The organism is Leifsonia sp. EB41, assembly GCF_041262565.1.
Classification (GTDB): domain Bacteria; phylum Actinomycetota; class Actinomycetes; order Actinomycetales; family Microbacteriaceae; genus Leifsonia.
In genome coordinates this window covers 4,122,959-4,142,689 of sequence record NZ_JBGCCJ010000001.1, presented here as the reverse complement: position 1 = coordinate 4,142,689, position 19,731 = coordinate 4,122,959, and the positions used below count along the sequence as shown (strand labels likewise).

Annotated in this window: 19 protein-coding genes; 3 read left to right on the top strand and 16 right to left on the bottom strand. The window is 70.9% G+C overall.

The annotated features are described in order from the left end of the window. Nucleotides 1-114: 114 nt before the first annotated feature. The 5 genes from ABH923_RS20425 to ABH923_RS20405 all read right to left on the bottom strand — a co-directional run bounded on the left by ABH923_RS20425 (nucleotide 115) and on the right by ABH923_RS20405 (nucleotide 5,116). A complete protein-coding gene (locus tag ABH923_RS20425) occupies nucleotides 115-822 on the bottom strand; it encodes an ABC transporter ATP-binding protein (protein ID WP_370057407.1) in 708 nt (235 codons plus the stop codon). Further along, on the bottom strand, nucleotides 815-1,729 hold the full coding sequence (locus ABH923_RS20420) for an ABC transporter ATP-binding protein (RefSeq protein WP_370057224.1): 915 nt from the start codon (nucleotides 1,727-1,729) through the stop codon (nucleotides 815-817). The genes ABH923_RS20425 and ABH923_RS20420 overlap by 8 nt, the downstream gene beginning before the upstream one ends. Continuing rightward, nucleotides 1,726-2,886, bottom strand: a complete 1,161-nt coding sequence (locus tag ABH923_RS20415) for a branched-chain amino acid ABC transporter permease (protein WP_370057223.1) — start codon at nucleotides 2,884-2,886, stop codon at nucleotides 1,726-1,728. Before ABH923_RS20415 ends, ABH923_RS20420 begins: the two co-directional genes overlap by 4 nt. Then, a complete protein-coding gene (locus ABH923_RS20410) occupies nucleotides 2,883-3,893 on the bottom strand; it encodes a branched-chain amino acid ABC transporter permease (protein WP_370057222.1) in 1,011 nt (336 codons plus the stop codon). Before ABH923_RS20410 ends, ABH923_RS20415 begins: the two co-directional genes overlap by 4 nt. A gap of 116 nt (nucleotides 3,894-4,009) precedes the next feature. After that, entirely contained in the window at nucleotides 4,010-5,116 is a 1,107-nt protein-coding gene (locus tag ABH923_RS20405; protein WP_370057221.1) for a branched-chain amino acid ABC transporter substrate-binding protein, read from the bottom strand. 339 nt (nucleotides 5,117-5,455) lie between these two features. Here ABH923_RS20405 and ABH923_RS20400 point away from each other — a divergent pair, with 339 nt between their 5' ends. Further along, nucleotides 5,456-6,526, top strand: a complete 1,071-nt coding sequence (locus ABH923_RS20400; protein WP_370057219.1) for a GNAT family N-acetyltransferase — start codon at nucleotides 5,456-5,458, stop codon at nucleotides 6,524-6,526. A gap of 75 nt (nucleotides 6,527-6,601) precedes the next feature. Here ABH923_RS20400 and mutM read toward each other — a convergent pair whose 3' ends face one another. The 10 genes from mutM to ABH923_RS20350 all read right to left on the bottom strand — a co-directional run bounded on the left by mutM (nucleotide 6,602) and on the right by ABH923_RS20350 (nucleotide 17,458). Next, nucleotides 6,602-7,513, bottom strand: a complete 912-nt coding sequence (mutM, locus tag ABH923_RS20395) for a bifunctional DNA-formamidopyrimidine glycosylase/DNA-(apurinic or apyrimidinic site) lyase (protein WP_370057218.1) — start codon at nucleotides 7,511-7,513, stop codon at nucleotides 6,602-6,604. Continuing rightward, nucleotides 7,491-8,204: a ribonuclease III gene (gene rnc / locus ABH923_RS20390; protein ID WP_370057217.1), complete on the bottom strand. Its 714-nt coding sequence runs from the start codon at nucleotides 8,202-8,204 to the stop codon at nucleotides 7,491-7,493. The genes mutM and rnc overlap by 23 nt, the downstream gene beginning before the upstream one ends. A gap of 55 nt (nucleotides 8,205-8,259) precedes the next feature. Then, entirely contained in the window at nucleotides 8,260-8,463 is a 204-nt protein-coding gene (gene rpmF / locus ABH923_RS20385) for a 50S ribosomal protein L32 (protein WP_055919953.1), read from the bottom strand. A 2-nt stretch (nucleotides 8,464-8,465) separates the two neighbouring features. Next, nucleotides 8,466-8,990 (bottom strand): DUF177 domain-containing protein, encoded by a 525-nt coding sequence (locus ABH923_RS20380; RefSeq protein ID WP_370057406.1) that lies wholly within the window; start codon nucleotides 8,988-8,990, stop codon nucleotides 8,466-8,468. 59 nt (nucleotides 8,991-9,049) lie between these two features. Further along, complete coding sequence (locus tag ABH923_RS20375) at nucleotides 9,050-11,314, bottom strand: transglutaminaseTgpA domain-containing protein (RefSeq protein ID WP_370057216.1); 2,265 nt, start codon at nucleotides 11,312-11,314, stop codon at nucleotides 9,050-9,052. Next, nucleotides 11,307-12,662 (bottom strand): DUF58 domain-containing protein, encoded by a 1,356-nt coding sequence (locus ABH923_RS20370; protein WP_370057215.1) that lies wholly within the window; start codon nucleotides 12,660-12,662, stop codon nucleotides 11,307-11,309. Before ABH923_RS20370 ends, ABH923_RS20375 begins: the two co-directional genes overlap by 8 nt. Before the next feature lie 3 nt (nucleotides 12,663-12,665). After that, the gene (locus tag ABH923_RS20365) at nucleotides 12,666-13,829 is read right to left on the bottom strand and encodes an AAA family ATPase (protein WP_370057213.1); all 1,164 of its coding nucleotides are present in this window, start codon (nucleotides 13,827-13,829) and stop codon (nucleotides 12,666-12,668) included. A gap of 13 nt (nucleotides 13,830-13,842) precedes the next feature. After that, a complete protein-coding gene (gene coaD / locus ABH923_RS20360; RefSeq protein ID WP_370057212.1) occupies nucleotides 13,843-14,325 on the bottom strand; it encodes a pantetheine-phosphate adenylyltransferase in 483 nt (160 codons plus the stop codon). A gap of 89 nt (nucleotides 14,326-14,414) precedes the next feature. Then, entirely contained in the window at nucleotides 14,415-16,628 is a 2,214-nt protein-coding gene (locus tag ABH923_RS20355; RefSeq protein WP_370057211.1) for an ATP-dependent DNA helicase RecG, read from the bottom strand. Then, nucleotides 16,625-17,458: a tetratricopeptide repeat protein gene (locus ABH923_RS20350; protein ID WP_370057210.1), complete on the bottom strand. Its 834-nt coding sequence runs from the start codon at nucleotides 17,456-17,458 to the stop codon at nucleotides 16,625-16,627. Before ABH923_RS20350 ends, ABH923_RS20355 begins: the two co-directional genes overlap by 4 nt. Nucleotides 17,459-17,506: 48 nt before the next feature. Between ABH923_RS20350 and rsmD the strand changes: the two genes are divergently transcribed. Beyond that, nucleotides 17,507-18,088 (top strand): 16S rRNA (guanine(966)-N(2))-methyltransferase RsmD, encoded by a 582-nt coding sequence (gene rsmD, locus ABH923_RS20345; RefSeq protein WP_370057209.1) that lies wholly within the window; start codon nucleotides 17,507-17,509, stop codon nucleotides 18,086-18,088. Nucleotides 18,089-18,142: 54 nt separating this feature from the next. Here the strand turns inward: rsmD and ABH923_RS20340 are convergent, their stop codons facing one another. Beyond that, nucleotides 18,143-19,138 (bottom strand): thiamine-phosphate kinase, encoded by a 996-nt coding sequence (locus tag ABH923_RS20340; protein ID WP_370057208.1) that lies wholly within the window; start codon nucleotides 19,136-19,138, stop codon nucleotides 18,143-18,145. Between the two features lie 26 nt (nucleotides 19,139-19,164). Here ABH923_RS20340 and ABH923_RS20335 point away from each other — a divergent pair, with 26 nt between their 5' ends. Then, nucleotides 19,165-19,674 (top strand): DUF3515 family protein, encoded by a 510-nt coding sequence (locus tag ABH923_RS20335; protein ID WP_370057207.1) that lies wholly within the window; start codon nucleotides 19,165-19,167, stop codon nucleotides 19,672-19,674. The last annotated feature ends 57 nt before the right edge of the window (nucleotides 19,675-19,731 follow it).

Genomic DNA, 19,731 nt, shown 5'->3' with positions numbered 1-19,731 from the left:
TGAATCTACCCGACCCCCCGCGCCACCCTTCTTTCCCAAGCCGTCGAGTACGCGAAAAGTCCGCCGTTCCGGGCGGAAACGGCGGACTTTCGCGTACTCGGGGGCTGCCCGGCGTCAGCCGACGCCGAGGTAGGCCTCCTTGATGGCGGGGTCGGCCAACAGCTCGCGGCCGGTGCCGGAGCGCGTGATGCTGCCGGTCTCCAGCACGAAGGCGCGGTTCGCGCGGGCCAGCGCCTGGTTGGCGTTCTGCTCCACGAGCAGGACAGTGGTTCCCTGCTTGTTGATCTCCGTGATGATCGAGAAGATCTGCCGGATGAACTGCGGGGCCAGCCCCATCGAGGGCTCGTCCAGCAGCAGCAGCCGCGGGTTCGACATCAGCGCGCGCCCGATGGCGAGCATCTGCTGCTCGCCGCCGGACATCGTGCCGCCGGCCTGCGTCTTGCGCTCGGCCAGGCGCGGGAACAGCGAGAACACCCGGTCGAAGTCCGGGCCCATGTTGGACCGGTCCTTGCGGCCGAACGCGCCCATGTCGAGGTTCTCCATCACCGTCATGCCCGGGAAGATCCCGCGGCCCTCCGGAGCCTGCGAGATGCCGCGGACGACGCGGATGTGCGCCTTCATCTTGGTGATGTCCTGGCCGTCGAACAGGATGGAGCCCGTCGACGGGTTCAGGATGCCCGAGATCGTCTTCATCGTGGTCGACTTGCCCGCGCCGTTCGCGCCGATGAGGCTGACGATCTCGCCCTCCTCCACGGAGAACGACATGTCGTGGATCGCCTCGATGCGCCCGTACGAGACGCTGATGTTCTTCAGTTCAAGCAACGTCATCTTCGGGCTCCCCGAGGTAGGCGGCGATCACGCGCGGGTCGTTCCGGATCTCCTGGGGCACGTCGTCGGCCAGCTTGCGGCCGAACTCCAGCACCACGATGCGATCCGTCACGCCCATGACCAGCTTCATGTCGTGTTCGATGAGGAGGACCGTGTACCCGTCGGCCCGGATGGTCCGGATGAGGTCCATCAGGTCCTCCTTCTCCGCCGGGTTGAAGCCGGCGGCCGGCTCGTCCAGGCAGAGCACCTTGGGGTCGGTGGCGAGGGCACGCGCGATCTCCAGGCGGCGCTGCGACCCGTAGGGCAGCGACCGGGAGAGGTCGGCGGCGTGGTCGGCGATGCCCACGAACTCGAGCAGGGCCATGCCGCGCTCGATCGAGGACTTCTCCTCCCGCGTGTGCCGCGGCAGCCGCAGCAGCGCGCCGGGCACCGACGTGCGGTGCCGCGCGTCGAGGCCGACGACCACGTTCTCCAGCGCCGTCATCTCGCCGAACAGGCGGATGTTCTGGAAGGTGCGCGCCAGACCCAGCCGGGTGATCCTGTGCTGCTTCTGGCCCTTGATCGACTGGCCCTCCAGCAGCACGTCGCCGCTGGTCGGCTTGTAGACGCCGGTCATCGCGTTGAAGCACGTGGTCTTGCCCGCGCCGTTCGGCCCGATCAGGCCGAGGATCTCGCCGCGGCGGATGTCGAACGAGACGTCGTCGAGGGCGAGGAGGCCGCCGAACTTCACCGTGAGGTTGCGCACCTCCACGATGTTCTCGCCGACCTCGACCGCGATCTCGCGGTCGGGGGCCGCTGCCTCCGCGACGTCGAGGTCGATGCCCGCCGCCTCCAGCTCGTCCTCGTTGGCGCCGAGGGCCGGCTCCTCCTCCGGGACCGCCGTCGTGTTCTCGTCGCTCATCGCGCGCCTCCCTTCGCGCTCTGCGCCACTCTTCGGTACGCGAGCCGCCCGTACGCCAGGAGCTTCTGCCGCGCCGGGAACAGGCCCTGCGAGCGGAAGATCATGATCAGCACGAGCGCGATGCCGAAGATCAGGTACTTGTAGTCGGCGATCGCAGTGAACCGCAGCGGGATGTACGCCACGATCGCGCCACCGATCATCGCGCCGACCTTGTTGCCCGCGCCGCCGAGCACGACGGCCGCGAGGAACAGGATCGACGTCTGGACGTCGAACTTCTGGTTGTTGACGAAGCCGACCTGCCCGGCGAACAGCGCGCCGGAGAGGCCGCCGACGCCGGCGCCGATCGCGAACGCCCACACCTTGTATTTGAAGGTAGGCACGCCCATGATCTCGGCGGCGTCCTCGTCCTCGCGGATGGCGATCCACGCGCGGCCCACGCGGCTGCGCTCCAGGTTGCCGACCAGCAGCAGGATCACGATGATGATCGTCACCGTGAGCCAGTACCAGGGCACGCCGTTCGAGTTGGAGAAGATCGGGATTCCCTTGGCGGTCTCCCCCGGCGGGTGGCCGACGTTCTGGAAGCCGACCTGGCCCTTCATCGCCGGGATGATCGTGGCGAGGATGCGCACGATCTCACCGAAGCCGAGCGTGACGATCGCCAGGTAGTCGCCGCGGAGGCGGAGCGTCGGCACGCCGAGGATGACGCCGAACGTCATCGTGACCGCCATCGCGACCGGCACGGTCCACAGGTACGGGATCTTGATGAACGGCGAGTCGGGGCTGGTGAGCATGGCCGCGGTGTACGACCCGACGGCGAAGAACGCGACGTAGCCGAGGTCGAGGAGGCCGGCGTAGCCGACCACCACGTTCAGGCCGACCGCGATCAGGCCGTAGGTGGCCATCGCGAAGCACGCGAGCGGCCAGTCGTTGCCCGGCTCGGTGGTGAGCGGGAAGAAGTTCAGGTACGGCAGCGCGTACGCCAGGGCCACCACGATGAGCAGCCACGCCCACTGCACGGCCCGCGGGAGGCCGTTCCAGTAGTCGCGCAGCGGCTGCAGCGGACCCTTCTTCCGGCCGGCGCGTCCCGCTTCGAGGGCGTCGTCCGCCTGCTCCGAACGGCCGTCGGGCAGGACCTTGGGACCTTCCGTCGTGCTCATGCGCGGCTCCTTCCGAGCGAGGTGCCGAGGATGCCGGTCGGCTTGATCAGCAGCACCAGCACCAGCACGACGAACGCGACGACGTCGGTCCACTGCGAGTCGCCCAGCAGGATCTGGCCGTAGTTGCCGATCACGCCGAGCAGCAGGCCGCCGAGCAGCGCGCCGCGCACGTTGCCGATGCCGCCGAGGACGGCCGCCGCGAACGCCTTGACGCCGAGCACGAAGCCGCCGTTGTAGATCACGCCGGAGGGCACCAGCATCACGTAGAACAGCGCGGCGGCGCCGGCGAGGACACCGCCGGTGATGAACGTGATCTGGATGATCCGCTCCTTGTTGACGCCCATCAGCGTGGCGGTGTCGGCGTCCTGCGCGACGGCGCGGATGCCGCGGCCGGTGCGGGTGCGCCGGATGAACCAGTCGGTGGCGATCATCAGGATCACCGAGGCGACGACGATGATGATCTGCTGGCTGTTCACAATCGTCCCGAAGACGTCGAAGATCGGCGTCGGGATGAACATCGTCACCGCCGGCTCCGCGTTCGCGCCCCGGATCAGGAAGATCAGGTACTGGATCGTGAACGAGGCGCCGATCGCCGTGATGAGGAACACGAGGCGTGGCGCGTTCCGTTTTCGCAGCGGTCTGTAGGCGACGCGTTCGAGCACCCACGCGGTGAACGCGGACGCCGCCATACCGACGAGGAGGGCGAGCAGGAGGTCGCCGATGATCGCGACCGGGCTCAGGTTGGGGGCGCTCGGGCCGAAGCCGAGCGAGGTCAGGGTGATCACGACGCCGTACGCGCCGACGATGAACACCTCGGAGTGGGCGAAGTTGATCAGGTTGAGCACGCCGTAGACCAGCGTGTAGCCGACGGCGATCAGGCCGTAGATGGCGCCGAAGGTGAGGCCGTCGAAGGTGGCGCTCCAGAAGTTCTGGACGAGGGCGCCGACGTCGAAGTTGATCCAGGAGTTGTCGAGGACGGGATGGACGAGGAGGAGGGTTTCGAGCATTCGAGCTTCCAGGTGTCAGTGCCGGATCGTCGTTGGTCCGGCTCAGTTCTTACGAGCGTAAGTCGAAACAAAGGTGCCGCGGGCCACGGTGGCCCGCGGCACCTTCGCGTGTCGCGTTATCCGATGGTTCCGATCGGGACGATCTTGCCGCCCTCGACCTTGTACCCGTAGACGGTCGGCGCCTGGAGCTCACCGGTGGAGTCCCACTTGTAGTGCTTGCTCAGGCCGTCGGCGTCGTAGTTCTTCACGTAGTCGAGCAGCTTCGCGCGGGCCGTGTTGCCCTTGTCGATGCCGGAGAGCAGGACGGTGGTGGCGTCATAGCCCTCGATCGAGTAGGTGCCGGGCTCGGCGCTCGCGAGCGACTTGTAGGCCGACTCGAACGACGGGATCAGCTCGCCCGGGATGCAGGGGCAGGTGAAGTACGCGTTGCTGGACGCGTCGCCGGCCAGCTTGATGAACTGGTCGTCCTTCACACCGTCGGGGCCGACGAACGTGCCGGTGTAGCCCTTGTTGACCAGCTGCTGGTCGAACGGGGCGCCCTCGGCGTAGTAGCCCGAGTAGTACACGGCGTCGGGCTTCGCGTTGAGGATCTTGGAGATCACCGCGGAGAAGTCCTTCTGGCCGGTCGTCACCTTGTCGGTGCCGATCAGCGCGCTGCCGAGTGCCTTGGAGGTCGTCGTGCCGAGGCCGATTCCGTAGTCGGAGTCGTCCTGGACCAGGTAGACCTTCTTGGCCTGCAGCTTGTCGGTCATGAACTTCGCCGCCGCCGGGCCCTGCACGGCGTCGTTGCCGAGGCCGCGGAAGAAGGTCTTCCAGCCGTTCTGGGTCAGCGCCGGGTTGGTCGCGGACGGGGTGATGTGCACCAGGCCCTGCTGCTCGAAGATGTTGCCGGTGGCCTTGGACTCACCCGAGAACGGGAGGCCGACGACGCCGATGATGTCGGCCTCGTTGACCGCCTGGGTGACCGGGCCGGTCGCCTTGTTCGGGTCGCCCTCGGTGTCGAACTTCTTGAAGCCGACCTGGCATCCCTTGTTGGCCGTGTTGTGCTGGTTGATGGCCAGCTGGATGCCGTTGAAGATGTTGATACCGAGCTGGGCGTTCGGGCCGGTCTCGGCTCCGACGTACGCGATGGTGAGCCCTGACGGGCAGGTGGCCTTGCCGTCACCCGCGGGGAGAACCGCGTCCTTCGGGGTGGAAACCGAGGTGATAGCCGGGATGTTCACCTTCGAGTTGGTGTTGGTTGAGCCACCGGTTGACGGCTGGTTGGCACACCCAACGAGGAACAGTGCGACTGACGCTGCAACAGCCGCACCGATCGTGACTTTCTTTCCTAGCATCTTCTGCCTCTCGACGTGAATCCGTGTCGAACGCGGCGTGATTGCCTCGTCGCACCACGAATATGTGTGCTGAGACTACATGCGATGCAAGCATTTGCACCCGCCATTCGGGCCCAGATTTACACGATCGAAACCAAACCGTTCGGCGCTCTTCACAGCGATCCGCAGCCGGGTTAGTGTGGGCGGTTGGCCGCATATCCGAATCGACGACACCAGGAGGCAGCGGTGCGCATCGAGCGGCTCTCTCCTCCCCCGGCACTCGGCACTCCGGAGTCGCTGCTGTTCGAGGAGCTCGTCGGCGTCCTGAACGGGATCAGCGTCGCTCTCTGGAGGGCGGACGACTTCGTGGAGACGGCCGAAGAGGCCCTCGCGGCGTTCCGCGCGCAGGAGTACCAGGAGAAGATCCTGCTCGTCGCGATCGAGGACGGCGTGGTGGTCGGGCGCGTCCAGGCCGACTTCCCGCTCGACGAGGAGGCCGAGACGATGAGCCTCCTGGTCGACGTGGCGCCGGCTGCGCGCGGCCGCGGCATCGGCTCTGCGCTGCTCGCGGCCGGCGAGGAGCTGGCGGCGGAAGGCGGCCGGCGCGTCATCAGCACGTACACCGAGCACCCGGCGAGCACCCTCGGCGACAGCGTGTCGGTCATCCGCGCCCGCTCCGGTACCGCTGGGCTGCCCGCGGAGTCACGCGACGTGCGCTTCGCCCTCCGGCACGGCTACCGATTGGGGCAGGTGGAGCGCTCCAGCGAACTCGTGCTCCCGTTGCCGCGGGCCAGGGAGGCCGGCCTCGCGAGCACGGCGGCCTCCGCCACCGGCTACCGCGCGGTGTCCTGGCTGGGACACGCGCCCGACGACCTCCTGGAGCCGTTCGCGGCGCTGAAGGCGCGCATGTCGACGGACATCCCGCAGAGCGGTATCGCGGTCGACCGCGAGGAGTGGACGGGCGCCCGCGTGCGCGCCCAGGAGCGCGAGCTGGCCGAACGCGGCGAGCCGCTCCTGGTCACGGCGGCCGAGCACATCGACACGGGCGAGCTGGCCGCGTACACCGAGATCGCGGTCCCGGCCGACGGCGACAAGGCCGAGCAGTACGACACGCTGGTCGCCATCCCCCACCGCGGCAACCGCCTCGGCACGCTGGTGAAGCTCCAGAACATCCACGAGCTCGCCCACCACGCGCCGCACATCCACCGGCTGCTGACGTGGAACGCCGACGAGAACGCGCCGATGCTGGCGATCAACCGGGCGTTCGGGTTCCAGCTGCATGCCCTCACCGGCCACTGGCAGAAGACGGTGAACTAGCCGCGCACATTCGGCACGAATCGCCGCTTTCGCGGCGCCATTCACGACATTCGGCACGAATCGTGGAGGGTGTATTCACCGCAGCCGTTGACAGTGCGGGCACAAATGCGACGACCGGTTCATGAACCGCTCCCGCACGATCGGCGTTCCGCACCGCGGGCACGGCTTGCCCTCCTGCCCGTACGCGTTCAGGCTGTGCGCGAAGTACCCCGAGTTCCCGTTCACGTTCACATACTGGGCGTCGAAGCTCGTCCCGCCCTCCGCCAGCGCCTTGTCCAGCACGTGGCGCACCTCGGCCAGCAGCGTTCGCGCCTTCGCACGGCTCAGCGACGACGCCGGCTGCTCGTAGTGGATGCGGGCGGCCCAGAGTGCCTCGTCGGCGTAGATGTTGCCGATGCCGCTGATCACCGTCTGGTCGAGGAGGACGCGTTTGATCCCACTGCTCTTGCGGGCGAGTGCGGCGAAGAACCCCGCGTCGCCGAAGGCCGGGTCGAGCGGATCGCGGGCGATGTGGGAGACCTGGGTCGGGATGAGCGGCTCGGCCGTTCCCAGGCCGGCGGCGGCGCCGTCCGCGGTCGGGACCAGCGAGTCCACCGCCATCGAGCCGAAGATGCGCTGGTCGACGAAGTTCACCCACAGCTCGCGATGATCACCCGGCAGCGTCGCGGCGGTCTCGATGTGCAGGCGGATGCGGAGCAGGCCGGCCTCGTCCCAGCCGGGCTCGCGCAGCAGGATCTGGCCGCTCATCCCGAGGTGCGCGACGATCGCGCGGCGCGGGGCGCCCTGCAGCGGGATCCAGAGGAACTTGCCGCGGCGGGCCGGCTCCTCCATCACGCGACCGGTCAGCAGCGTCTCGAAGGCGCCGGCGACCGGGTCGTGGCGTTTCAGCGAGCGCGGCTCGAAGACCTCGACTCCGAGGATGGTCGCACCCGTGACCGCCGGCGACAGCCCGGCGCGGACGACCTCAACCTCGGGGAGCTCGGGCACGGCGGCGGGTCAGCTCGGTCCAGGCGCTGAGCGCGGCGGCCATCTCGGCCTGCTTCTTGCTCGTCCCCTCCCCCGTCGCGGTGACGAGGTCGCCGACCGAGACGGTGGCGTGGAAGGTCTTGGAGTGGTCCGGGCCGGTGTTCGTCACGGTGTAGACGGGGAGGCCGGCGCCGCGGTGGGCGGCCGCCTCCTGAAGGCTCGTCTTGGGGTCCATCGCCGCCCCGAACCGGTCGGGGTCGGCCAGCAGCGGGTCGACCAGGCGCAGTACGAGCGCGGTCGCCTCCTCGCCGCCGGCGTCGAGGTAGGCGGCGCCGATCAGCGCCTCCACGGTGTCGGCGAGGATGGACGCCTTCTCGCGGCCGCCGCTCTGGTTCTCGCCGCGGCCGAGGCGCAGGTACTGGCCGAGGCCGATGCTGCGCGCGACCTCCGCGAGCGCCACGGAACTGACCAGGCTGGCCCGGCGCTTCGCCAGCTCGCCCTCATCGAGGTGCGGGTTCTCCCGGAACAGCTTGACGGTGACGGCCTGCCCGAGGATCGAGTCGCCGAGGAACTCCAGGCGCTCGTTGTTGGGGATGCCGCCGTTCTCGTACGCGAACGAGCGGTGGGTCAGCGCAAGCACGAGAAGCTCGGGGTCGATGTCGACCCCGAGCTTCTCGATGAGGGCAGCACGGTCAGTGTTCTCGCCGACCACGTGCTGTCTGCCCCCTACTTCGTTGCCTCGCGTGCTGTTCAGCCTTACCGGCGAATCAGACGTCGGCGACCTTGCGGCCCTTGTACTCCATGAACAGCGCGGTGCCCGCGGAGTCCTCGACGACCTTCGCACGGTGCGGGAGGCTGTAGACGACCTTGCCGTTCTCGATCGACTTGACGAGCGTGGGGACCTCGGCCTTCCACTGCGAACGACGTGCGTGGGTGTTGGCGCGAGACTGCTTCCGCTTCGGAACGGCCATGACTATCTCTCTTCTCCAGCCCCGGCGGCCGGGGCGTTGTTGCTGGTGGACTCGGTGTCGGAAGCCTGGAACGCCGCGAGCGCGGACCAGCGAGGATCGACGGTCTCGTTCGGCTTGCGGTCCGGTACATCCGCCAGCCTCTCCCCGGTCTCTGGATCGAGACCCGGGCAGTCCGGCCGGCACACCGGCTGAAACGGCAGTGACAGCACTACCGCATCCCTGATCAGAGGTTCAAGATCCACGTGGTCGTCGTGAACCTCATAATCGAAAGCTTCCGTAGAAGGATACGCGAAAAGTTCCTGGAAATCGACTTCGACAGGCTGGTCGATGTCGATCAGGCAGCGCCCGCAGACGCCGCTTGCGGTGGTCTCGGCCTCCCCGGTGACGAGGATTCCCTCGTGCATCGACTCCAGCCGGAGGTCGAGATCGATGGTCGAACCCTCCGGCACGGACAGCAGTCCCTCGCCCAGCTTGTCGCCCACGGGCAGGCTGAGGTGCTGCTCCCGCATCTCGCCAGGGCGCCGCATGATGTCGTACACGTTGACGGCGTACGGGCTCTTGTAGTAGGTGGTCACGGTCGACCAGTTTACGCGGGGCCTCCGACGCTCGCAGGCGAGCGCCAGCCTGCTGGCAGCAACGACACAGGAATCAGCGCCGCTTTGAGCCGCAGCCCGCGGCCCGCCTGGGCCTCAAGGGCGTCGATCACCCGGCGGAGGTCGTCCGCGAGGCCGACGGCGACCGCGCGTGTCGGCGGCCCGAAGGCGTCGCGCTCACGCACGTCCAGCAGGCGCAGCACGGCCTCCTCCCCCGGCGTCCCCTCGACGGCGGCCGCGATGCGGTGGGCGAACACGCGCGGCGTCTCGGTGTCCGGCGCCGACCAGCCCAGGTCGCGTGCCGTGTCGCGCAGCTCGTCCCATACGACCGACGCGCCGCCCCACGACTCCGAGAGCCGTCTCAGCCTGGCGCGTCTGCGCATCCGGCGCATGACAGCGGGCGTCAGCGCGACCGCGAGCACCAGCAGTGCGACGCCCAGACCGGAGAGCAGCGGCTGCAGCGGCGACGGCGGTGTGGTGCCGCCCGCTCCCGCGACGTTCGGCTGGTCGGTGGGGACGAGGCGCTTCGCCGCGGCGGACGAGCCGGGAGCCGTCGTCGGCGTGATCTGATCCGGCGTGGCGTTCGGCCGGGTGTAGCTCGGGATGGTGCCGCGGCCGACCGTCGGCTCGAACGACACCCAGCCGACACCCGCGAAGTAGAGCTCCGGCCACGCGTGCAGGTCGTCGCTGGTGACCGTGTAGGTGCCAGGGCTGTTCGCCGTGCCGCCGCTGGAGGTGCCGGGCAGGTACCCCTCCGCTACCCGGGCCGGGATGCCGAGGCTGCGCGCCATCAGCGCCATCGCCGAAGCGAAGTGGACGCAGTAGCCGCTCTTGACCTCCAGGAACTTCGCGATCACCCGGGCGCCGTCGCCGTCGTAGCCCTGCTTCAGCGGCGTCTGCGTGGAGTACACGAAGCCGTTGTCACGGAAGTAGTCCTGCAGCGCCACCGCCTTGTCGTACTCCGACACCGCCCCTGCGGTTGCGGCCAGGGCCGTCTGCCCGACGATCGCCGGCATGTTGGAGGGCAGGAAGAGGTCGCGCTGGAGGTCGGCCGGCACGAAGCCGCCCGCCGCCTTGAGCTGGTCGGCGGTCGGCTCGAGCACCAGGCTCGTCGCCGTGTACTTCTGGCCCTGCGTGGTCACGTTGATGCCGCCGAGCGTGAGGTCGTCCGGGTCCCACGACCAGGTGCCGTTCAGGCCCTTCACCGACTGCACGGGCGCCGGCACCGGCAGCCAGCGGCTGGTCATGTCGTCGATCTGCACCGACGTGGTGATCTTGGCCCGCTTCACGGCGGCGGACAGCCCGGGGACCGGACCGACCGCGACGCCGTCGGACAGGCGCTTGGTGTCGCGCTCGCGGTGCTTCCAGACCGAACCGGTGAACTGGTCGAGCGAGGCGAGCTTGAGGTATTGGCCGGCGGAGGCCGTCGTCGTGTAGGTCAGCGCGCGAACGGCGGCGGGCCGGCGGAGGTCCTTGCCGAGATCGATCAGCGGGGTCACGGTGCCGCCGATCGAGATGCCGCCTGCCGTGAAGGAGGTCGCGCCGCCCTTGTCGAACCCCGGCGCCGTCCCGGACAGCAGCATCGCGACGACCACGGACGCTGCGCCGACGGAGAGCGCGGCTCCCGGCCTGCCTGCGCCGGGCCTCCTGGTGCGCACGTCGCAGCGCAGCAGCCAGAGGAACGCTGCGGCCGACGCCGCCAGCGCGATCGGGTCCAGCCCGTCGCCGAGCAGCGTCCCAGGCACCACCAGCACGGCGACGACGCCGATCGCGGTGTAGGCCGGTGCACGGATCGCGACAGCCAGGAGGTCGAGGACGATCGCGATGAGGCAGGCGCCGGCGACCACCAGGAAGATGAACTCGGGCAGGCTCTCGGCGGGCGTCCCCTGCTGGTAGATCGACAGGATCGCCTGCTGCAGGTACCCGCCCCAGCGCTGCACCGTCGCCGGCGTCGGGATGAGGCCGAGCAGCCCGGTCCCGTTGCCGAACGTCACCGTCATGATCATCGCCGCGAGCACGAGCTGGAGCACGGGGACGAGCCCGCGGGGCACGCCGACCGCACGCAGGCCCGCTCCGCACACCAGCAGGAACGAGCTGGTCAGCATGAGCGCGAACCACCAGGTGGGCCCCTGGATCAGTCCGCCCAGCGCGAAGCTGAGCGCCAGCATCTGCAGCACGAGCGCGCCGGTGATCCGCCAGTAGGCCTGCCGCCTGCGCCGGACGCGGGTGAACCCGAGCGGGAGGGCCTCGCTAACCATGACCCACCACCGCCCGCTGGCGGTCGAGGGCGCGCTGCCAGCACTCGGCCGGGTCGTCGCCCGCGGCGAACGGCACGCAGAGCCAGCCGGCGTCGCCGAGCACGTCCTCCACCTCCGGCGCTGCCCCCGCGCCGACGAACGCGACGGCGGGGTCGCCCATCCCGCGCAGCGCGGCGAGCGAGCCGAGCTCCGGCGTGCCGTCGAGCAGCACCGCGAAGATCGGGACGGCCCGTCCGGCGCGCCGCAGCCCGGAGGCCAGCTCGGCGACCGCGTCGTCGCGCGTGACCGCCGTGGCGTCGACCGCGGCCAGGTCCGCCAGCAGCAGCCGGTCGGCCGTCCCGCGATCGTAGGTGGGCGTCACCGACCCGAGGGTGCCGGTCCTGCCCGCCCCGCTGCGGCCGGAGAGCTGCCGAGGGGCCGTCTCCACCACGCTGAGGACGAAGCCCTCGTCGAGGAGGTGGACGCCCACCGACGCGACCAGCTCCATCAGTGTCTCGAAGAGCGCGTCGTCCGGCTCGTACGCGCTCGGGGCGCCGGGAGGCCGGATAGCGCCGGCCGGCGCCGGAGCGGGCCGGGTGTCCATCACGATCCAGGCCTCCGGGTTGCTGCGCTGCTCCTCCTGGCGGACCATGAGCTTGTCGTGCCTGGCCGTCGCCCGCCAGTGCACACGGCGCAGCGGGTCGCCCGGCCGGTACTCGCGCGCGATCAGCTCGTCGGCGCTCGGGATGCTGTGCCGCTGCAGCTCGTGCTCGGCGCCCTCGCTGTGCGCGACGTCCAGCTCGCCGCTCGACAGCGGCACCACGCGCGGCGTCACCAGCAGCTGCCGCGGCTGCCCGACCGCGTACTCCGCGTAGGCCACGCCGAACGGGTCGGTCCGGCTCACGATGAGCGGACCGACAGGGTGCGACCCGCGCTTGAAGGCGACGACGTCCTGCCGCAGCACGACCGAGTCGCGGCCGTGCGCGACGTTCACCTGGTGGGCGCCCAGTCGTGGGAACGGCGCGGAGCCCTGCACCTCGATCCCGGCAGGAGCGTACTCACGCCAGCGCGCGGGCGGGCTCGGCCGGGCGGACTGGTTGCGCGCGGTCGTGACGATGGTCGCCTGCTCCCCCACGGCGACGACGTCGGGATGGAAGCTGCGGGCCACGGTCAGCCGCGGCCGGTCCAGGGTGACCGAGATCATCGCCGCCAGCGGCAGCACGGTCAGGAAGACGCCGATGAAGAGCACGTCGGTACGGCCGAAGAACGCGGACGCGGCGAGTGCCACGACCCCGACGGCGCCGAAGGTCCAGCCGCGCGCGGTGGGGCGCGGTTTCTTCAGGGGCGACGGCCCCCCGCGCCCGGCCATGGCCTACTCCCCGCCTGTGCGCGCAGCTCCGGAGGCGGACCGGCCGGTGGCGGTCGTCGCGCCGGCGCGCGCGCTGCTCCTCGCGGTGTTCCCCGTGCCGTTCCGCTCCTGCGCGCTCGCGCCACCGATCGCGCCGGAGCCGACCGGCACGGGCGTCGCGGCGACGATCCGGCGGACGATGTCCGCGATGACCGGCGCGCTCTCGTGGTGGTGGCCGAGCGCGCGGCTGGTCGGCAGCAGCCGGTGGCCGAGTACCGGGACCGCCAGCGCGTCGATGTCGTCCGGCAGCACGAAGTCACGGCCGTCGAGCGCCGCCATCGCCTTGGCCGCGCGGACGAGCTGCAGCGTCGCGCGCGGGCTGCCTCCGAGCCGGAGGTCGCGGTCCTCGCGCGTCGCGCGCACCAGGTCGACCGCGTACTGCTTGACCGGCGTCGACGCGAACACCGCGCGTGCCGTCGTCATCATCGAGCGCAGCTCCTCCGAGGTGACCACCGGCCCGATCCGGGAGAGTGGGCTGGAGGTGTCGCGCGTGGTCAGCATGGCGAGCTCGGAGTCGTCGTCCGGGTAGCCCATCGCGATGCGCGCCATGAACCGGTCGCGCTGCGCCTCCGGGAGGGCGTACGTACCCTCCATCTCGATCGGGTTCTGGGTCGCCACGACGATGAACGGGGCGGCCAGCGGATAGGTCGAGCCGTCGACCGTGACCTGCCGCTCCTCCATGCACTCCAGGAGGGCGGACTGCGTCTTGGGGCTGGCCCGGTTGATCTCGTCGCCGATCACGATGTTCGCGAACACCGCGCCCGGCTTGAACTCGAAGCGCCGCTCGGCCTGGTTGTAGACCGAGACGCCCGTGACGTCGCTCGGAAGCAGGTCGGGCGTGAACTGGATGCGGCTGACCGAGCAGTCCACCGACTTCGCCAGGGACTTCGCCAGCATGGTCTTGCCGACGCCCGGCACGTCCTCGATCAGGAGGTGGCCCTCGGCGAGCAGGACGACCAGCGCCGTCTGCACCGCGTCGTGCTTGCCGTCGATGACGGACTCCACATTGGCGGTGATCTGCTCCGCGGCGCGTCTCAACTCGTCCAGGTCCATGCTGGGAGCGGGGAGGCCGACCTCCTCCGGGGCGACCGAGGATTCCGTCGGCTGACGCGTCGCGTAACTGTTCATCTCTCCACCCGGGTCATGTGGTTGACAGCAGCTCTGATACGGCGGGAGGCACGTAGGGGCTCACGTCCCCGCCGAGGTTGGCGACCTGGCGCACGAGGGAGCTCGACACGTGCGCGTTCGCCGGATCGGGAAGCAGGAACACCGTCTCGACGTCGGCGAGGTGGCGGTTCACGATCGCCATCGGGGTCTCGTAGGCGACGTCGACCTGGGAGCGGATGCCCTTGACGAGCACATCCGCCCCGACATCGGTGCAGTAGTCGACCAGGAGGCCGACCGACCAGGACGCCACGACGATGCGGCCCAGGATGCCGGCGTCCTCGATCGAGCGCTCGATCAGCGCCACGCGCTGCGCGATGGGCAGAAGGGCCGACTTGTCCGGGTTGTGCACCACCAGCACGTGGACCTCGTCCCACAGCCGAGCGGCCCGCTCGATGACATCGAGATGCCCGAGAGTGACCGGGTCGAACGATCCAGGGACTACGGCGATCCTGTTCATAGGGCACCAGACTATTACGCGATACCCGGCTATTCGTTGTGAATCCGTTATCTTCCCAGGGCAGAGTGTCGCGTGGCCCGGCGGCCCCGTCAGGACTTGCCGAGGAAGGCCCGCTCCGACTCGTCGAGCCGCCGGGCGAGCGCCGCGGCGAGGGCGGGATGCGCGGCGAGGCCGCCGTCGTCCAGCGTCTCGGCGGCGGCGACGCGCGCCTCCGAGATGAGCTCGCCGTCGGAGACCACGCGCAGCAGCTTGAGAGAGGACCGGCCGCCCGACTGACGGCTCCCGAGCACGTCGCCCTCGCGGCGCAGCTCGAGGTCGACATTGGCCAGCTCGAAGCCGTCGAGCGTCGCGGCGACCGCGTCGACGCGCTCGCGGGCGAGGGACCCCTCCTCGGCGTAAGTGACGAGCAGGCAGAGTCCCGGATTGTCGCCGCGGCCGACCCGGCCGCGGAGCTGGTGGAGCTGCGAGACGCCGAACCGGTCGGCGTCCAGCACGATCATGGCGGAGGCGTTCGGCACGTTGACGCCGACCTCGATCACGGTGGTGGCGATGAGGAGGTCGAGCTCACCTGCGGCGAAAGCGCGCATGACCGTGTCCTTCTCGTCGGAGGACAGCCTCCCGTGCAGCACGCCGACGCGCGTCTCGGCGAACAGCGGATCGGCGCGCACCTGGGCGGCGACCGACTCGACGTTCGCGGTGGGCCGCGGCGGTCCTGCGGCGTCGTCCGCGTCGGGCGCCGGTGCGTCCTCGCCGTCGTCCTCCGCCTCCTTGGCGCTGATCGCCGGACACACGACGAACACCTGGCGGCCGTGCCCGATCTCCTCCGACGCGCGCTCCCAGATGCGGCGCTCCCAGCCCGGCCGGTCGGCGAGCGGGACCACGAAGCTCTCGATCCCCTGCCGGCCGGCGGGGAGCTGGGCGATCGTGGAGACCTCCAGGTCGCCGAAAACCGTCATCGCGACCGTGCGCGGGATCGGCGTCGCCGTGAGCACGAGGACGTGCGGAGGCGTCCCGCCCTTCGCGCGCAGCGCCTCGCGCTGCTCGACGCCGAAGCGGTGCTGCTCGTCCACGACGACGAGACCGAGGTCGAAGAACGTGACGGCGTCGCCGAGGAGGGCGTGCGTGCCGACGACGATGCGGGACTGCCCGCTGACCGTGCGCAGCAGCGCCCGCTTGCGCTCGGCGGTGGAGAGCTGGCCGGTGAGGAGCGTCGGCATCACCTGGGCGGACAGGTCGGGGCCGAGCATGTCGGCGATGGAGCGCAGGTGCTGGGAGGCCAGGACCTCCGTCGGCGCGAGCAGCGCGGACTGGCCGCCGCTGTCCGCCACCGCCAGCATCGCCCGCAGCGCGACCAGGGTCTTGCCGGAGCCGACCTCGCCCTGCACGAGCCGGTGCATCGGCTCTGCCGCACCGAGGTCCTGGGCGATCTCGCGGCCGACGACCGCCTGATCGTCCGTCAGGGTGAACGGCAGGACGGCGTCGAAGCGCTCCAGCAGACCGCCGGGCGCCGCCTGCCGCGGGGTGGCCGCGACCGAGCGGTTCTCCGCGCGCTGCTGGAGGAGCGCGGCCTGCAGCACGAACGCCTCCTGGAAGCGCAGCGCGTCGCGGGCGCGCTGCCACTCGGCGTTCTTCTGCGGCCGGTGGATGCCCTCCAGCGCTTCGCGGAACGGCAGCAGCCCGCGCTCGGTCGCGATGGCCTTCGGCACCGGGTCGGGGCACGGCCCGAGCGCATCGAGCGCGAGGACGACCGCCTTCTGCACCTGCCAGCTCGCCACGGTGCCGGTCGCCGGGTAGATCGGGATCGGGGTCTGCGCCCACTCCTTCGCGGCGGCGCTGCCCGGGGCGACGGCGTTCTCGGCGTCGTCGGCGAACAGCTCGTAATCGGGGTGCGCGAGCTGGAGGGCCCCGCGGTACGCGGACACCTTGCCGGCGAAGATGCCGCGCACGCCCGGCGCGAGCTCCTTCGAGCGCCAGGCCTGGTTGAAGAACGTGAGGGTCAGGATGCCCTCGCCGTCGGAGATCTTGACCTCCAGGATGGACCCGCGCCGCGCGCGCATCGGACGCTCCTGCACCCGCAGCACCTCGGCCACGATCGTGACGTGCTCGTCGAGCGGGAGGTTCGCCAGGGCGGTCAGCTCGCCGCGCGAGGCGTACCGGCGCGGATAGTGCGCGAGCAGGTCGGCGACGGTGCGCATCCCGAACGCCTTCTCGAACGCGGAGGCCGTGCGGCCGCCCAGCACACCCGTCAGCCGGGTCTCGAGCGCGACGGAGCCTCCGGAGGCCGGGGCGGTGCTGGAGGTCATGGTTCGATCGTAGGGGCCGCCTCCGTCGCCGCGTCGCGGACAGGCTCGTCGGGGACAGGCGCTTCGGGGACAACCGCATCATGGACAGCCGTGTCGCGCACATGCGCCTCGACCTCCGCGAGCGCCGCGAGCTCGTCCGTCACGTCGCTCTCCCCCGGACGCTCGGCCGCGAGCCTGGCCTGGATGTCGAGCGCCTCCTGCCACCGGCCGACCTCGCGCAGGCAGCGGGCGAGCGACCAGCGGGCAGCGAACTGCTGATCGAGCGTGCCGTAACGCTCCGCCGCCTCCAGCGCAGCTTCGAACGAGCCGAGCGCCTCGTGCGGGAGACCGGCCTCGAAGAGCGCCCAGCCCCGGTTGTTGTGCAGGGCGACGCCCCAGCGCAGCGTGCGCGGGTCCGTGGTGTTCGCGAGCTCCGCGAGGCCCTCCTCCGTCCACTGCTCGGATCGGGAGGGGTCTGCGATCGCGAGCATGTGGGCGGCGTCGACCGCGAGGAACGTGTCGTCGTCGCGCCGCGCGGCCAGCAGCGCGCTCTCGAAGAGCGGGACGGCCTCCGACCGCAGCCCCTCGGTGTTCCGGAGCCTGCCGCGCTCCAGCAGGATGCGCACGGCGAGCGTGTCGAGCGCGGGCTCCAGGGAGTCGAGCAAGCCGTCCGCCTCGGCGAACCGGCCCTGCAGGCCCAGCGCGCGGGCGCGCTGGGTCTCCAGCTCGGCTCGCACCAATTCGGCGCGGTCGGGCTCGGCGGCAGCGATCGCGAAGCGTTCGGCGGAGGCGATCGGGTCGTCATACCGCCACAGGGCGTCGAGTTCCGCCTGCGGGAGGCGTTCGTCCATGCTCCTATTGTGCGGGCGGCGCGGCGGCACCGCTAGGCTCGGAGGGCTATGACCCGAATCGTCTCCGGCTTCGCCGGCTCGCTGACGCTCCAGGTGCCCAAGAGCGGCACGCGCCCCACCAGCGACCGGGTCCGGGAAGCCGTGTTCTCCGGGCTGGACGCGCGCGACGCCGTCCGCGGGGCGCATGTGCTCGACCTGTTCGCCGGCTCGGGCGCGCTCGGCCTGGAGGCCGCCAGCCGGGGAGCCGCGCGCGTGCTGCTCGTGGAGAAGTCGGCCGCGGCGGCGGCGATCTGCCGGCGGAACGCCGAAGCCGTCGTGCGCGCGGCGCCGAAGGACGCGCGGCCCGAAGTGGACGTGCGGGCAACCGCCGTGCAGCCGTACCTGGCCGCAGCCGGATCGTCCGCCGCGCGCTTCGACCTGGTCTTCGTGGACCCGCCGTACAACCTCCCGGACGCCGAGCTGCTCGCCGTACTCACCGCACTGGTCCCGCTGCTGACCGAGCACGCCCTCGTCTGCGTCGAGCGCAGCACTCGCGACGGCGAGCCGACCCTCCCCGAGGGCCTCGTCCTCGACCGCACGCGCGCCTACGGCGAGACCGCCGTCCACTACGTCTCCCGACGATCTATCTGACAGGACACGCCGCCTCGGCCGGCGGGCCGACGGCGTGTTCTGTCAGTCAGCTCGTCAGCCGGCGGCGCCGTCCCACTCCAGGTACGGGTCCCAGCCGCCGCGCTCGTCGAACGGGCGGCCGTCGACCAGCAGGCCCGCGCCCTCCCGGACCGTGCCGACGCGACGGAAGCCGCCCGGCAGCTCGGCGCCGGGAGGGAAGCAGGCGAGGAGGCCGTGGTCCTCTCCCCCGGTCAGCGCGGTGAGCGGGTCGTCGCCGAGGGCGGCGCGGTCGAGGTCGATCGCGACCCCGCTCGCCTCCGCCACGCGGCGGGCGTCGAGGGCGAGGCCGTCGCTCAGGTCGAGCATCGCGGTCGCTCCGGCGTCCGCGGCCAGCGGGCCGTCGGCGACGGGAGGCCGGGGCCGCAACTGGGCGGCGACCAGCTCGGGATGGGCGGCGGCGACCGCTGCGAACCGGTCGCGATCGGGCACGCCGTCCACGTCGACCGCCTCCGCGAAGAGCAGCCGGAGTCCCGCCGCCGCAGCGCCGAGACTCCCGGAGACCGCCACCATGTCGCCGGGACGCGCGCCGCTCCGCAAGACAGGGGCCCGCCCCTGCAGGTCGCCGAACGCGGTCACCGCGAGCGTGAGCGTGTCGGAGGCCGACAGGTCGCCGCCGACCACGCCGCACCCCGGCGCGAGCTCGGCGCAAGCCGCGCGGAAGCCGTCCGCGATGTGCTCCAGCGCGGACACCGGGAGGGTCTGCGGCGCGGCGATCGCGACCACGAGGGCCGTCGGCACCGCGCCCATCGCGGCCACGTCGGACAGGTTGGTCGCCGCGGCCTTCCAGCCGAGGTCCTCCGGCGTGGACCAGGCCAGGCGGAAGTCGGGGCCGTGCACCATCATGTCCGTGGTCACCACGAACCGGCCATCCGGCGCCGCGAGCACCGCGGCGTCGTCACCGGGCCCGACGAGCGTCGCCGACGACTCCGGCAGCCGCGGGAAGATGCGCTTCAGCGCCTCGCGTTCCGACGCGCCCGCGACGGTGTCGGCCGCGCTCCCAGAATCCACCATGACTGACAACGGTAGCCTGAATCCTGATGTCCGCTCGCCGCTCCGCCCTCGCCCTCGTGCTCGCCGCCGCAGCGCTCGCCCTGACCGGGTGCGCGTCCACGGTCTCCCTCGACCCCGCCGCCGACGCGAACGACCCCGGCTGCGCCGAGATCTCCGTCCGGCTGCCCGACTCGGTGGCCGACAAGGACCGCCGCGAGACCGACGCGCAGGCGACCGGAGCGTGGGGCGACCCGGCCGCCGTGCTGCTGCGCTGCGGCGTGCCGCCGATCGGGCCGACCACCAAGCCGTGCGTGAACGTGAGCGGTGTCGACTGGGTGCTGATGTCGGATCCGGCGGCCAAGCAGGTCGTCTACCAGACCTTCGGTCGCACGCCGGCGACGGAGGTCATCATCGACCACGTGTCCGGGGCCTCCGACGCCGCTGTGCTCCCCGAGTTCGCCTCCGCGATCTCGACCATCAAGCAGACCCAGAAGTGCCTCTCGACGCTCGACACGAGCCTCACCCCGCCGACGCCGTCACCGACGCCCTCGCGCTGACGACCGCGACATTCGTGCCGAATGTCGCGAATGCCGCCGCGATTCGCGACATTCGGC